The organism is Elioraea sp. Yellowstone (assembly GCF_006704265.1).
Classification (GTDB): Bacteria; Pseudomonadota; Alphaproteobacteria; order Acetobacterales; family Acetobacteraceae; genus Elioraea.
Genome location: NZ_VIKA01000015.1, coordinates 1 through 12704 on the forward strand (window position 1 = coordinate 1; position 12704 = coordinate 12704).

The window sequence follows — 12704 nt, forward strand, 5'->3', positions numbered from 1 at the left end:
CCCCCCTCCCCCCGCGTCTCGGGTGCCTGTACGGGCGGGGGGCGGGGGGCGCGGCCCCCGGCCCGCCCGGCCGGCGGATGCCCCCGCCCCATCCCCGGCGCGCCGGCCGGCACGGTCGAGACCGGCGGCACCGGGCGCAGCGGCACCTTCGGCGGGCCGGCGGGCAGCGGCACCACGGTGCGCGACGGCGGCACCATGACGCTGATGGGCGCGGACGGCCAGATCAGGACCGTGCCGGCGCCGCGCTGAGGCGGCCATGCGCGTGCTCTACTTCGCCTGGCTGCGCCAGAAGATCGGGCTCGCGGAGGAGGAGGTCGTGCTGCCCGAGAGCGTGCGCGACGTCGCCTCCCTGATCGACTTCCTCGCCGCCCGTTCGCCCGGCCATGCCGAGGCCTTCGCCAACCGCGCCGTGGTGCGCTGCGCGGTGAACCAGGACTTCGCCGGTCCCGACGCGCCCGTGCGCGCGGGCGACGAGGTCGCCTTCTTCCCGCCTGTCACGGGGGGATGAGATGGCGCGCGTGCGCGTGCAGGAGGCGCCCTTCGACGTCGCGGCGGAGCTCGCCGCGCTGACCGCGGGGCGGACGGATGTCGGCGGCATCGGCCTGTTCGTCGGCACCGTGCGCGACAGCGCCGGCGGCCGGACGGTCGCGGCGATGACGCTCGAGCACTATCCGGGCATGACCGAACGCGCGCTCGCCGCCATCGTCGCGGAGGCGCAAGCACGCTGGCCGCTCATCGGCTGCACGGTGATCCATCGCGTCGGCCGGCTCACGCCGGGGGAGGGGATCGTGCTGGTCGCGACCGCCTCGGCGCACCGCCAGGCCGCGCTGGACGCGACCGCGTTCCTGATCGACTGGCTCAAGACCAGGGCGCCGTTCTGGAAGCACGAGGAATTCGCGGACGGCGGTGGGCAGTGGGTGGCCGCACGCGACGAGGATGACGCGGCGGCCGCGCGCTGGGTCCGCTGAACGGTCCGCTCAACGCAGGGTGCCGCGCCGCAGGCGGGGATGCGTGCGCCCGGGACCGCGGCGCGGTCCCGGGCAAGGGCGCTCAGGCGTGGGCGGTCCTGCCGGGCTGGTACTCCTGCCAGAGCTCGATCGCCGCGGCGATCGCCACGAGAACGCCGAGCACGACATGGCTCCACATCGCGCCGACGATCGCGGCGAAGCCGATCAGCCATGGGGCGACGATCGCCCATAGCCCAGCCACCAGGTTCACCCAGGACGCGGCGAAGGCGTAGCCGGCGAACCCGGCGATGGCCACCAGCGCCATCACCGCGCCCGTGATCCAGGCGGTCCAGGCCGCCCCGGTCTCGGCCGCGAAGCCGACCAGCCAGGGGGTCAGCGCCAGCACCAGGCCGAAGGCGAGCTGACCGCCGAGCAGGGCGTTCTTCCAGTCCTCGAACCTCGTCATCCTTGACACCTCCTTGCGGCGGCGGATTCGGCTCCCTCTCAGGCGAAGCCGATGCCGCCCTGCGTCCATCCACACGCCAAGGCGCAGGGGCCACGGCGTCCCCGCGATCCCGTCGGGAGGTGTGGTCGTGCTCACCCGGAGCGTGGCGGCTGTTGCACCGCCTGGCCGTCCGCCGCGATCCGCCCTGCGGCGGGAACCCGATCGTCGCTCCACCGACCACATCCTCGCACGAGCAACATGGCTGCGGGGAACGCAGGGCACCGTCCCCGGCACCCGGGGGGCGGGCCCGTTCGGCACCCGACCCGACCGGCGAGTTAGAAACGCAGACCGGAACGTCAAGGGCGGGGAGAGGCGGGGCAGGCGAAGCGGCGGCGCAGGATCATGCGCGCCGTCTCCTTGCGGTCGGCGCGCAGACAGGCGGCGATCGCGGTGTCCTCGATCATGTCGCGCTGCGCGCCGCTGCCGCCGATGCGCGCGGCGTCCGGCAGGGCCGGGACGAGGAGGTCGGCAGCCTCGTCATAGGCACCCGCCGCGAACGCCGCGAAGCCGCGGCAGAGCACGGGGACCACCGGACCGGCCGGGAGCCGCCCCGTCGCGACCAGTGCCTCCAGCGCGGCGAGGCGGCGTGCCAGCGTCTCGCGCCGTCCCGTGACCGCCTCCAGCAGCGCGGCGTGCAGATCGGCGAAGGCCAGCCCCGCCGTCGCGAATCGTTCGGCGCCGTAGGCGGCGATCTCCTCCCATGGCAGGGGCCGCGCCGGATCGCGCAGCAGCACGCGCCACAGCAGCGAGGCGGCATCGGTCAGCGTGTTCAGGGGCGGCGCCTGCGACACGTCGGGTGCGATGCGGCTCTCGTAGAGATCGAGTGCGGCGGCGACATCGTCGCGCTCGAGCGCGAACAGCGCGAGATGCCAAGCGAGATGCGCATTGAGCGTGCCGGCACGGTCGTAGTGAGGAAGGAACGTCTCGGTCTCGCGCCGGCCCTCGTCGATCTCGCCGCGGTCGTGCCGCGCATGCGCAAGCCCGTGCACGGCGTTCGCATTGCACGGGCGCAATTCGAGTGCGCGCTGGAGATGCGCAAGTCCCGCTGCCAGCGCACCCGCCTCGGCGTAGGACCAGCCGCGATACCCCTCGAACCACCAGTCGTCGCGGTAATGGGCCGCGACCGCGTCGCAGAGGGCCGCGCGCGCGCGGTCGTGGTCGGGCCGCCCCGAGAAGGCGTAGAGCCCGAAGGCGCCGAGCGGCAGCGACAGTACCAGCGCGTCGCGCGGATGGGCGGCGATATGGGCGAGCGCTGCCGAGAGCGCCACGGCGCCGTCGCCGGCGAGCGCGCGTTCGAGGATCGCGACCTGCGAGGCCTCGCGTTCGGTCGCGCCGGCGAGGGTGGCGCGGGCCGCCGCGACCGCCTGCTTCGCCTCGGCCACGCGCCCCATGATCTGGAGCTGGCGGCCGCGCGCCAGATGCGCGGCGGCGAAGCGGGGATCGGCGGCGAGCGCGCGGTCGAACGCCGCGAGCGCCCCGGGCCAGGCGGCGAGCATGAGGTCGAGCCCCTCGCGATAGGCTGCGGCCGCCTCGGCGGACGCGGTGCTGAGCGTCAGTCCGCGCTGATCCTTGCGCATGCCGACTCCTCCGCCGGTCTCCAGTCTGTCCCTCTCCCGCTGCGGGAGAGGTGACGCAGAGTCGCCGCGGGTTTCCTCCCCGGCAAGGTGGCAGAGGCAAGCCGGCGGTGTGCCGAATGTCCTGGCCGTTGCGGGGGCGGGCCATGCCGGAGAAGAGGCCAGCCGGTTCCCGCCTGGAGGGGAAGGGCGAACGTTCCGACGATGCCGCACCAGGCGGCGACCACGGGCCACCCGGGTGGCGATCGGGCCGATCGTGGGGGGATCGGCTGCTCCGCCGGACAGTGCGGGGCGGGGGCGACGGATGGGCGCGACCAGGGTCGTGCCGTCCTGAACGGCGATCCGGATCGCCCCGTCGACTGGCCACGCCCGTGCTGCCGTCCGGGTCGATCCGGCCGGGGGATGCCGCCGCAATGAGTGCGGCCGATGCCGTCGCCTGAGCCTGCGGACCTGAGAGGGCTTGACGGGGCCGGATCAGTCTGGTGTGTTGATGACATGTCAGTGCTGCGGCCAGAGACCTGCCAGTGATCGTGGCACTCGCGCCACCACCACCCAGCCTCACGGATCAGGCGGCCGCCAGCCTGCGCCGTGCGATCCTCGCCACCCGCCTGCCACCGGGCGAGACGGTGAGCGAGACCGCGGCCGCCGCCCTGACTGGACTCGGCAAGGCACCAGTGCGCGCGGCGCTGGCGCGGCTCGCCGAGGAAGGGCTCGTCCAGGCCGTGCCGCGCCGCGGCTGGGTGGTCAGCCCCGTCACCGTGCGCGACATCCACGAGGTCTTTGCGCTGCGCGCCCTGCTCGAGCCCGAGGCGGCACGGCTTGCCGCCGGGCGGGTCGATGCCGCCGCGCTGGAGACGCTCGATGCCGTGGTGCGCTGCGGCTACGACCCGGCCGATCCGGACAGCGCGCTCGCCTTTCTCGAGGCGAACCGGGCCTTCCATGTCGCAGTGGCGGAACTCTCGGGCAACCGTCGGCTCGCGCGCATTCTCGCCCGGCTGCTCGACGAGGCGACACGGATGCTGGTGTTGGGCCTCGCCCGGCGCGACCGCACCGGCGAGATGCGGGCGGAGCACAGTGCGCTGATCGCCGCCCTGGTGGCGGGCGACGCCGAGGAGGCGGCCCGGCTCTCGGCCGCCGAGATCGGCACCAGCCGCGCGATGGTGCTGGATGCGCTCCTCTCGCCCGACGCGGCGACGCGGATCGCGACCTGAAGGGCAGGGGGACACGATGAACCAGGTGAGCGCGATCGCGCGCAATGCCACGCTGCAGGCCATGATCGAGGCGGTCACCGCGGCCGAGCGCGGGGCGGATGCAGGCAGGGAGTGCCGCATCGCTGCCGCCATCGCGCCGTTTCTCGATCGGGCGGAGCTGCTCGCCGGGATCGACTGCCCGGGCTCTCCGGAGCGCTACGTGCGCCACCTGCTGCACGAGGACCGCGAGCGTGGCTGGGCGATGGTCGCGATCGTCTGGCAGTCGGGGCAGGCGAGTCCGGTGCATGGCCACCGCACCTGGTGCGCGTTCGGGGTGCATCGCGGCTGGCTCGAGGAGCGGTTCTTCGCGCTCGGCACCGGCGGCAGGCCGGTGCGCACGCGCACGCTCTCGCGCCCGCGCGGTGCGACCAGCAGCGGCCCGGCCGACATCACGCTGATCCACCAGCTGGCCAATGTCTCGGACGGCCCGGCCGTCTCGATCCACGTCTACGGCGTGCGCTACGACCGCTTCGGCGAGGGCGTGAACTGGGTATACGATCCCGCCTGATCTTGCCGCGCCCGGCGGCTTGCGGCTTGCTGCGCGGATGCCCGACGACGTCCCGCTGACCGGACTGCCGCCTTCGCTCTGGGCCGCGACGGCGCCGCCTCCCCCCGAGACGACCGTCCTCGGGGGCGAGACGCGCGCCGATCTCTGCATCGTCGGCGCCGGTTTCACCGGCCTCTCCGCCGCCCTGCACGCCGCCGAAGGCGGTGCCTCGGCGGTCGTGCTGGAGGCGGGGGCGATCGGCTGGGGCGCCTCGGGACGGAACAACGGCCAGGTGATCCCGACCCTCTCGCGGATGGACCCGGACGAGATCGCACGCCGCTTCGGCGACACGGGCGAGGCGTTCGTCGCGCTGATCCGCGACAGCGCCGCGCTGGTGTTCGACCTGATCCGAACGCACGGCATCGCCGCCGAGGCCGTGCAGAACGGCTGGCTCCAGCCCGCGCACCGGCCGAGCCGGATGGCGCTCGCGGAGGCGCGCGTGCGCCAATGGGGCAGCCGCGGCGCGCCGGTCGAACTGCTCGACCGGGCGGCGATGGCGAAGCTTGCCGGCACGGACCATTGGTACGGCGGCTGGATCAACCGGACCGGCGGGCACATCAACCCGCTCGGCTTTGCGCGCGGCCTCGCTGCCGCGGCGCTGCGCGCAGGGGCCCGCGTCTTCACGCAGTCGCCGGCGACGGCGCTCACGCGTGAAGGGCCGGCCTGGGTGGTGCGCACACCGCGCGGTCGCGTGGTCGCCGACCGCGTCATCCTGGCCACCAACGCCTACTCGGACGATCTCTGGCCCGGGCTCGGGCGGGAGATCATCCCGATCGCGAGCTACCAGATGGCCACCGTTCCGCTCTCCGACAATGTGCGCCGGACCATCCTGCCCGAAGGCCATGCGCTCTCCGACACGCGGGGCGATCTCTACTTCTACCGCTTCGATGCGGACGGGCGGCTGGTGACCGGCGGCGGGCTGGCGATCGGCCGCAACTGGCGCGAGCGCATCGTCGCGCGCATCGGCCGGCGTGTCGCCACGGTCTATCCGCAGCTCGGCGTGCCGCAGTTCGAGTATGTCTGGTGGGGCCCCGTCGGCATCACCGCGGATCGCGCGCCGCACGTGCACGAGCTTGCGCCCGGCGTGACCACCTGGATCGGCTGCAACGGCCGCGGCGTGGCGCTTGCCACGGCCATCGGACGCGAGCTCGCGCGCCAGGCACTGGGGACGCCGTGGGCGGCGCTGCCGCTCCTGCGCGAGCCCCTGAAGCCGATCCCGGCCTACGGCTTCGCACGCGCGCTCGCCCCGCTCGCGGTGCTGGAGCGGCGCTGGCGCGACCGGCGCGACTGATCGGTCAGGCCGGCGGCAGAACGAACAGCGTCAGGTCCAGCATCCGGCCGTTCGAGTAGTTGCGGCCTTGCACCGAGCCGGCCGCGCCCGGCGCGATGCCGAGCTGTGCCGCCCGCGCGAGGAACCGCTCGCGCTCCCGCGCGCCCACGACCGCCACGGTGCAGTCGCGCCGTTCCGCCAGCACCTCGGCGGCCGCCTCCGGCGACCGGGCGAGGCGCGTGGCATAGGGACCGTGCAGGAAGACGAGGCTCGGCTCGTGGTAGGGCGTGGTGACGAGGAGGCGGCCAGGGCAGGGGGCTGCCGCCTCGGCGGCGGCGACGATCCTCGGGGTGAGCCACAGCCCCCGGACCTGCGGCAGGGTCCAGCCGAAGGTGCCGACCCAGATCACCAGCGCGGCCGCCCCGGCCAGCGCGAGCGCGCGAGGTGCCTGTCCCCGCAGCATCGCCCGACCGGCGAGGCCGATCGCCGCAAGCCCGGCGACCGACACCGCGAGCGCCACGGGATCGAACCGGCCGTCGAGCGCGAGCGCTGCCCCGATGCCCGCCAGGGCGAGCGCGGCGCCGACAAACGTCCACAGGCCGAGATAGCCGCGCGCCGGCCAGCGCCAGCGGCCCTCGGGCAGCCGGATGGCTCCCGCTGTCAGCGCCGCCGCCGTCAGGGTCGCGATCGCCGGATAGGTCGGCAGGGTATAGTGCGGCAGCTTGGTCGCGACGAGTTCGAACACAAGCCAAGTGGGCAGGATCCAGGCGATCAGGAACCGGACCACCGGCTCGTTCCGGTTCCGCCAGACGAAGGGGATGGCGAGCACGGCGAACAGCGCGCCGGGCCAGAAGGCGATCGTGAAGGCGAGGAGGTGATATCCCGGTGGCGCCCCGTGGGCCTGCTGCCCCGTGGCCACCTTGCCCAGCATCGAGTGGCCGATCGCCTCGCTGAGGAACGCCCCATCCGTGTTCAGCGTGATGGCCACGGGCCAGGGCAGCGCGATCGCCATCATCAGGGGAATGCCCCAAGGCGAGCGCAACCTGCCCAGCCAGGCCAGGCGCCGTTCCCACACCGCGAGGGCCAGCACGGTCAGGCCGGAGACCATCGGCGCGATCGGCCCCTTCAGCATCAGCCCGACGCCGAGCGCGGCCCAGAACAGGCCGGCGGTCAGGGCCGGGCGCGTCGCGCGGTCGAGATACAGCAGCATCAGCGCCGACTGCGCCGTGACCACCACGGCGAGCATCGTCGCATCGATCTTCGCCATCCGGGCCTCGACGCCCAGCAGCAGCGAGACCGCCAGCAGCGTGCCGGCGATCAGCCCGGCGCGGGCGCCGAAGAGCCGCCCCGCGAGCCAGCCGGTCAGCAGCACGGCGAACGTCGCGCCCGCAAGTGAGACCAGGCGGAAGCCCCAGATGGCGCGCGTCTCGACCGAGAAAAATATTGCAACAGCAATGGATTGTAGCCAGTAGATGCCGGCCGGCTGGAGGTGGCGCGGCTCGTCCTGGAAGCGGATGTCGATGAAGTCGCCCGAACTCAGCATCTGGGTCGTGGCGACCGCGTAGCGCGACTCGTCGCGGTCGATCGGCGGCAGGCCGGACTGGCCGGGCACGAACAGCACCAAGGCCAGCACCAGGAGCAGCGCGAGGACGAGCCAGCGCGTGCCGGCCCGTGTCTCAGGCGTCACGGTCGGCCTCGGTCCAGACCAGCACCGGGGCCTTGGTGCGGCGGCGCAGCCACATCACGCCCAGCATGTCCGTGATGCCCACCAGGGCGCGGTGCCAGTTGGTGTATTTCGAGCGGCCTGCGCGACGTGCGCGATGCGCCACGGGATGATTGACGAGCGGCACCCCGTAGCTCGCGAAGAGCGCCGGCAGGAACCGGTGCATCCCCTCGAAACAGGGGAGGCGGAGGAAGTCCTCGCGGCGGAACAGCTTCATGCCGCAGCCTGTGTCCGGGCACCCGTCACCCAGGACGACGCGCCGCAAGCGGTTGGCGACGCGCGTGGCGACGCGACGTGCCCACGGATCGCGGCGCCGTGTGCGGATGCCGGCCACCAGCGGCGGCACGCCGGCGGCGGAGCGCGCGGCCGCGAGCATGGCCACGAGGTCGGTGGGATCGTTCTGGCCATCCCCGTCCATGGTGCCGATCCAGGTTCCGCGGGCGTGCAGGACACCGGTGCGCACGGCCTGCGACTTGCCGCAGCGCCGCGCATGGCGCACCAGGCGGACGCGCCGGTCAGCCGCGGCAAGGGCGGCGATCAGCTGCGGCGTCGCGTCGGCCGAGCCGTCATCGACGAACAGGATCTCGAACGGGGTGGCAGGCCCCAAGGCTGCGCGAACCTCGTCGGCGACCGACTCCACGTTCTCGGCCTCGTCGGCCACCGGGATCACGACCGACACCACTGGACTCGCGCTCATCGGGGGTGGAGGCCGACGACATCGTCGCCAGGGGCCAGGCGATGCCGGCGCGCGCCACCGAGGCGACGGCCAGAGCGCATGAAAATTTGCACAGGTTCACGTAACACGTGGCTGCAGCCGGCCACAAGCGATCCGCATGCCGGGACACTGCGGCATCCTTCCATGACCCCGCTGGCATGGCCGTGGCCGAGTCGGATGACAATGTGCAGCAGCCGAGGCCGAAGACGGTTCCGATCGGCCGGAACCGGTCTAGACTGCCGGGTGAGCGGAGGAGCGGCCAGCGTCACGGCGGCGCCCCGCTGAACGCATGGGCACAGTCGCCGAGATCGCGGTCATCCTGCTGCTGGTGCTGGTGAACGGCCTGCTCGCCTTGAGCGAGATCGCCGTGGTCTCGTCGCGCAAGGGCCGGCTCAAGGCGATGGCGCGGCGCGGCATCCGGGGGGCGCGGGCCGCGCTCGACCTCGCCGAGGACCCCCAGCGCTTCCTGCCGACGGTACAGGTCGGCATCACCCTGGTGGGAGTGCTGGCCGGCGCCTTCGGTGGCGCCGGGATCGCGCGCCGGCTTGGCGACTGGCTCCAGGGCATGCCGGTGGTCGGGGTGGAGGCGCACGCGATCGCCTTTGCGCTGGTGGTCGCCGCGATCACCCTCGCCTCGATCGTGCTCGGCGAGATCGTGCCGAAGACGCTGGCCTTGCGCCGGCCCGAACCCTTTGCCGCGGCGGTGGCGCCCACGCTCGCCTGGTTCGCCTGGGCGGCAGGGCCGGCCGTGTGGCTGCTGCGCGGCCTCTCGGGCCTGGTGTTGCGGCTGTTCCGCGCCGACGCCGTCCCGGCCACGGCGGTCACCGAGGAGGAGGTCAAGGCCCTGGTGGCGGAAAGCGCCGAAGCGGGGGTGATCGAGGCCGAGGAGCGGCAGATGATCGAGCGCGTGCTGCGCCTGCCCGATCGGCCGGTGCGCGCGATCATGACGCCGCGCCTGGAGCTCGACTGGATCGACCGCAACGATCCGCCGCCGGAACTGGCGCGGCGGATCCGCACGCTCGCGCACGAACGGCTGCTCGTCTGCAATGGCGGGCTCGACGACGTGGTCGGCGTGGTACGCGCCAAGGAACTGCTCGACACGCTGCTGGCGGGGGCGCCGATCGCGCTTGCCGACGTCACGCGGCCCGCGCCGGTGCTTGCCGACCACACCAGCGTCCTCGACGCGATCGCGATCCTGCGCCGCGAGCCGATCGGCCTCGCCCTGGTGGTGGACGAGTACGGCACGGTCGAGGGGATCGTGACCGCAGCGGACCTGCTGAAGGCGATCGTGGGCGAGATCGCGGACGAGCCCGGCGGCGCCCCGGCCATGCAGGTGATCACGCGCGAGGACGGCAGCCTGCTGATGGACGGCATGATGCCGGTGGACGAGGTGAAGGCCGTGCTGGGGCTCGCCGAGCTGCCGGAGGAGGGCGAGTACCACACGCTGGCCGGGCTGGTGCTGGCGCTCGCCCGCCGCATTCCCGCCGAGGGCGACCAGGTCGCCTGGGGCGGCTATCGCTTCGAGGTGATGGACATGGACCAGCGCCGCATCGACAAGGTGCTGGTCCGGCCGGAGCCCGTCGCGACACCCGACGTGTAGCGGGGCGACCGATGGCCGGTCAGCCCGTTCCGAGGATCCGCTTCGCCTGCACGAGATGCGGCCTGTCCACCATCCTGCCGTCGAGCGCGATCACGCCGGCGCCTGGCTGCGCCTCGAACGCCGCGACCACGCGCGCGGCCCAGGCGCGTTCCTGTTCGGTCGGCGCGAAGGCCGCCTCGATCACGGCGACCTGGGCGGGATGGATCGCCATGCGCCCGACGAAGCCCATCCGCCGCGCCGCCTCGCACTCCGCCCGCAGGCCCTCAAGGTCGCGGGCATCGGCATAGACCGTATCGATCGCCGGCACGCCGGCAGCCCCCGCGGCGAACAGGGTCAGCGCACGCGCAAGCCGGTAGGGCTCGTCCCAGGTGCCGTCGGCCAGGCGGTTGGACCGCGCGCCGAGCGCGGCGGCGAGATCCTCCCCACCCCAGGTGATGGCGGCGAGCCGCGGCGCGCCGGCATAGGCGCCGAGGGTGAACATCGCCGCCGGCGTCTCGGTCACGAGCGGCATCACGGGGATCGCGCGGTCCGGCAGTCCCTCGCGCGCCTCGAGGGCCGAAAGTGCGGCGTCGATGCGGGCAAGATCGGCCGCACCCTGGCATTTCGGCAGCACGATGCCGTCGGGCCGCGCGCCGACCACCGCGGCGAGATCCACCATGGCCAGTCCGGTATCGAGCGCGTTCACGCGCACCCAAGCCTTCGGGGTGGGATCGCGAGCGCGCAGCCAGGCGGCGGCCATCGCGCGCGCGACCGGCTTGCGGTCGGGGGCGACGGAGTCCTCGAGATCGAGGATCAGGGCCGACGCGCCGCTCTCGGGGCCGCGCGCGAGCTTGCGGTCGCTGTCGGCGGGGACGAACAGGAAGGAACGCGGGATCATGCCGGCCGCTTGCGCATCAGGGCCGCACGGCGGCAGCGCGCGACCACGGTGCCGTCCTGCTTGATCGCCTCGTGCAGGAAGGTGACGATCCCCTCGTTCGGGCGCGAGCGGCTCTCGCGCACGCCAAGCACGGTGGTGCGCACGCGCACCGTGTCGCCGTGGAACAGCGGCGCCGGGAAGGCGACCTCCTCGAAGCCGAGATTGGCCACCGTCGTGCCGAGCGTGGTGTCGTGCACGCTGATCCCGACCATCAGCCCGAGGGTGTAGAGCGAGTTGACGATGCGCTCGCCGAAGGGGCTCGCCTTCATCGCCTCCGCGTCGAGATGCAGTGCCGCCGGGTTCATGGTCATGGCGCAGAACAGCGTGTTGTCCGCCTCCGTCACGGTGCGGCGGATCGGGTGCTCGATCACCATGCCTTCGGCGAACTCCTCGAACCACAGGCCGGGCATGGCCGCTACCCCGCCGCCTTGCGCGCGGCGCGGAACTTGCGCGCCGGCACGCTCGCCCGGTTCGCGTCCTTGTAGCCGAGCGCATCCTCGGCGATCAGCACGCGCTGCACGTTGGACGAGCCTTCGCCCACGTTCAGCATCTCGATGAAGCCCTTGAACATGCTGATCGGGTACTCGTCGGCGAGCGCGTAGCCGCCGAAGATCTCGGTCGCATTCGCCGCCGCCGTCCGGGCCGCGCGCGAGGCGAAGTACTTGGCGAGGCTCGCGATCCGATTCGCCGGACGGCCCGCCTCCATGGTCTCGGCAAGTTCGCGCACGAGAGCGCGCGCAGCCGCGATCTCGGCCGCCATGTCGGCGATCAGCGCCTGAACCATCTGGTAGTGCCCGATCGCCCGGCCCCCGACCGCGCGCTCGCGCGCATAGGCGAGCGCGTGGTCGAGGCATCCCTGGGCGGCGCCGACCAGCCGCGCCGAGACGGTCAGCCGGCCGAACTCGAGCGCGTTCATCGCGATGCGGAAGCCCTCGCCCTCCTCGCCCAGCCGGTTCCCCGCCGGCACGACGAAATCGTCGAGGAACACCGCGCAGGACGCGAGCACGGGCGAAAGGTTGCGCATCGGGATCGGATCGGCGCGGTAGCCGGGGCCCGACTTCGGTTCGATCACGAAGGCGGTGATGCCGCGATGGCCGGCGGCAGGATCGGTCTTGGCGAACAGCACCGCCGTGTCCGCCTCGTGGGCGAAGGTGATCCACTGCTTCGAGCCGCTGATGCGATAGGCGTCGCCGTCGCGCACCGCCCGTGTCCGCATCGATCCTGCGGGATCCGATCCGCCGCCGGGCTCGGTCAGCATGAAGGCGCCGATCCGTTCGCCGGCGATCAGTGGCGGGACGAAGCGCGCGGCCTGTTCGTCGGTGCCCCAGTTCAGGATCGTGAACGGGCAGGTCATCGCCTGGAGGTTCATGCAGTAGCCGAGATCAGGCCGCAACCGGCTGATCTCCTCGGAAATCACCGCCACCGCCATGAAGCCAAGATCGGTGCCGCCCAGCTCCTCGGGGAAGGCCGCGCCGAACAGCCCGGCCTCGCCCATCGCGCGGATCAGCGGACGGGGGAACTCGCGCCGCTCCTCGTAGCCGCGGATGGCCGGGATCACTGTCGCGCCGAACAGCCGGGTCACCGTGTCGCGGATCGCTGCGAGATCGGGCGGAAGCGGATTGGGCGGCGGGATCGGGGACATGTCGGCGGACCTTCG

13 protein-coding genes and 1 pseudogene are annotated in these 12704 nt (G+C 73.1%); 7 read left to right on the forward strand and 7 right to left on the reverse strand.

Annotation, left to right across the window (positions count from 1 at the left end):
- From FK498_RS19850 to FK498_RS04120, 3 genes and pseudogenes are all read left to right on the forward strand, one after another.
- Positions 1–249 (forward strand): annotated as a pseudogene (locus tag FK498_RS19850) (hypothetical protein); the annotation flags it as partial.
- Positions 250–256: 7 nt separating this feature from the next.
- Positions 257–508, forward strand: a complete 252-nt coding sequence (gene moaD / locus FK498_RS04115; protein ID WP_141851810.1) for a molybdopterin converting factor subunit 1 — start codon at positions 257–259, stop codon at positions 506–508.
- Between the two features lies 1 nt (position 509).
- The gene (locus FK498_RS04120) at positions 510–968 is read left to right on the forward strand and encodes a molybdenum cofactor biosynthesis protein MoaE (RefSeq protein ID WP_141851812.1); all 459 of its coding nucleotides are present in this window, start codon (positions 510–512) and stop codon (positions 966–968) included.
- An 82-nt stretch (positions 969–1050) separates the two neighbouring features.
- Here the strand turns inward: FK498_RS04120 and FK498_RS04125 are convergent, their stop codons facing one another.
- Complete coding sequence (locus tag FK498_RS04125; protein ID WP_141851814.1) at positions 1051–1413, reverse strand: SPW repeat protein; 363 nt, start codon at positions 1411–1413, stop codon at positions 1051–1053.
- Between the two features lie 335 nt (positions 1414–1748).
- The gene (locus FK498_RS04130) at positions 1749–3029 is read right to left on the reverse strand and encodes a tetratricopeptide repeat protein (protein ID WP_141851816.1); all 1281 of its coding nucleotides are present in this window, start codon (positions 3027–3029) and stop codon (positions 1749–1751) included.
- A gap of 521 nt (positions 3030–3550) precedes the next feature.
- Here FK498_RS04130 and FK498_RS04135 point away from each other — a divergent pair.
- Genes FK498_RS04135 through FK498_RS04145 form a run of 3 tightly spaced genes read left to right on the forward strand, consistent with a single transcriptional unit; the run spans position 3551 to position 6114 of the window.
- A complete protein-coding gene (locus FK498_RS04135; RefSeq protein ID WP_141851826.1) occupies positions 3551–4237 on the forward strand; it encodes a GntR family transcriptional regulator in 687 nt (228 codons plus the stop codon).
- A 16-nt stretch (positions 4238–4253) separates the two neighbouring features.
- Complete coding sequence (locus FK498_RS04140; RefSeq protein WP_141851828.1) at positions 4254–4784, forward strand: cysteine dioxygenase family protein; 531 nt, start codon at positions 4254–4256, stop codon at positions 4782–4784.
- Between the two features lie 37 nt (positions 4785–4821).
- On the forward strand, positions 4822–6114 hold the full coding sequence (locus FK498_RS04145) for an FAD-binding oxidoreductase (RefSeq protein ID WP_141851830.1): 1293 nt from the start codon (positions 4822–4824) through the stop codon (positions 6112–6114).
- A 4-nt stretch (positions 6115–6118) separates the two neighbouring features.
- On the opposite strand, the gene FK498_RS04150 is transcribed toward FK498_RS04145, so the two are convergent.
- Together FK498_RS04150 and FK498_RS04155 are read right to left on the reverse strand one after the other, a co-directional pair.
- Positions 6119–7780: a glycosyltransferase family 39 protein gene (locus FK498_RS04150; RefSeq protein WP_141851832.1), complete on the reverse strand. Its 1662-nt coding sequence runs from the start codon at positions 7778–7780 to the stop codon at positions 6119–6121.
- Positions 7770–8513 carry a glycosyltransferase family 2 protein gene (locus tag FK498_RS04155; protein WP_141851835.1) on the reverse strand — a complete coding sequence of 248 codons (744 nt, stop codon included), beginning with the start codon at positions 8511–8513 and terminating at the stop codon, positions 7770–7772. Before FK498_RS04155 ends, FK498_RS04150 begins: the two co-directional genes overlap by 11 nt.
- A gap of 307 nt (positions 8514–8820) precedes the next feature.
- On the opposite strand from FK498_RS04155, the gene FK498_RS04160 reads away from it, so the two are divergent.
- Positions 8821–10131, forward strand: coding sequence for a hemolysin family protein (locus FK498_RS04160; protein WP_141851837.1), 1311 nt, complete (start codon positions 8821–8823; stop codon positions 10129–10131).
- 19 nt (positions 10132–10150) lie between these two features.
- On the opposite strand, the gene FK498_RS04165 is transcribed toward FK498_RS04160, so the two are convergent.
- From FK498_RS04165 to FK498_RS04175, 3 genes are read right to left on the reverse strand one after another with little or no spacing between them, the layout of a single operon-like run.
- Positions 10151–11008 (reverse strand): CoA ester lyase, encoded by an 858-nt coding sequence (locus FK498_RS04165; protein ID WP_141851839.1) that lies wholly within the window; start codon positions 11006–11008, stop codon positions 10151–10153.
- Complete coding sequence (locus FK498_RS04170; protein WP_141851841.1) at positions 11005–11457, reverse strand: MaoC family dehydratase; 453 nt, start codon at positions 11455–11457, stop codon at positions 11005–11007. The genes FK498_RS04165 and FK498_RS04170 overlap by 4 nt, the downstream gene beginning before the upstream one ends.
- A 5-nt stretch (positions 11458–11462) precedes the next feature.
- Positions 11463–12689 carry an acyl-CoA dehydrogenase family protein gene (locus FK498_RS04175; protein WP_141851843.1) on the reverse strand — a complete coding sequence of 409 codons (1227 nt, stop codon included), beginning with the start codon at positions 12687–12689 and terminating at the stop codon, positions 11463–11465.
- Positions 12690–12704 lie beyond the last annotated feature (15 nt).

Bases quoted from the DNA above. Each gene is read 5' to 3' on its own strand.
- moaD (WP_141851810.1), top strand. From the start codon at position 257: ATGCGCGTGCTCTACTTCGCCTGGCTGCGCCAGAAGATCGGGCTCGCG.
- FK498_RS04120 (WP_141851812.1), top strand. From the start codon at position 510: ATGGCGCGCGTGCGCGTGCAGGAGGCGCCCTTCGACGTCGCGGCGGAG.
- FK498_RS04125 (WP_141851814.1), bottom strand. From the start codon at position 1,413: ATGACGAGGTTCGAGGACTGGAAGAACGCCCTGCTCGGCGGTCAGCTC.
- FK498_RS04130 (WP_141851816.1), bottom strand. From the start codon at position 3,029: ATGCGCAAGGATCAGCGCGGACTGACGCTCAGCACCGCGTCCGCCGAG.
- FK498_RS04140 (WP_141851828.1), top strand. From the start codon at position 4,254: ATGAACCAGGTGAGCGCGATCGCGCGCAATGCCACGCTGCAGGCCATG.
- FK498_RS04145 (WP_141851830.1), top strand. From the start codon at position 4,822: ATGCCCGACGACGTCCCGCTGACCGGACTGCCGCCTTCGCTCTGGGCC.
- FK498_RS04155 (WP_141851835.1), bottom strand. From the start codon at position 8,513: ATGAGCGCGAGTCCAGTGGTGTCGGTCGTGATCCCGGTGGCCGACGAG.
- FK498_RS04160 (WP_141851837.1), top strand. From the start codon at position 8,821: ATGGGCACAGTCGCCGAGATCGCGGTCATCCTGCTGCTGGTGCTGGTG.
- FK498_RS04165 (WP_141851839.1), bottom strand. From the start codon at position 11,008: ATGATCCCGCGTTCCTTCCTGTTCGTCCCCGCCGACAGCGACCGCAAG.
- FK498_RS04170 (WP_141851841.1), bottom strand. From the start codon at position 11,457: ATGCCCGGCCTGTGGTTCGAGGAGTTCGCCGAAGGCATGGTGATCGAG.
- FK498_RS04175 (WP_141851843.1), bottom strand. From the start codon at position 12,689: ATGTCCCCGATCCCGCCGCCCAATCCGCTTCCGCCCGATCTCGCAGCG.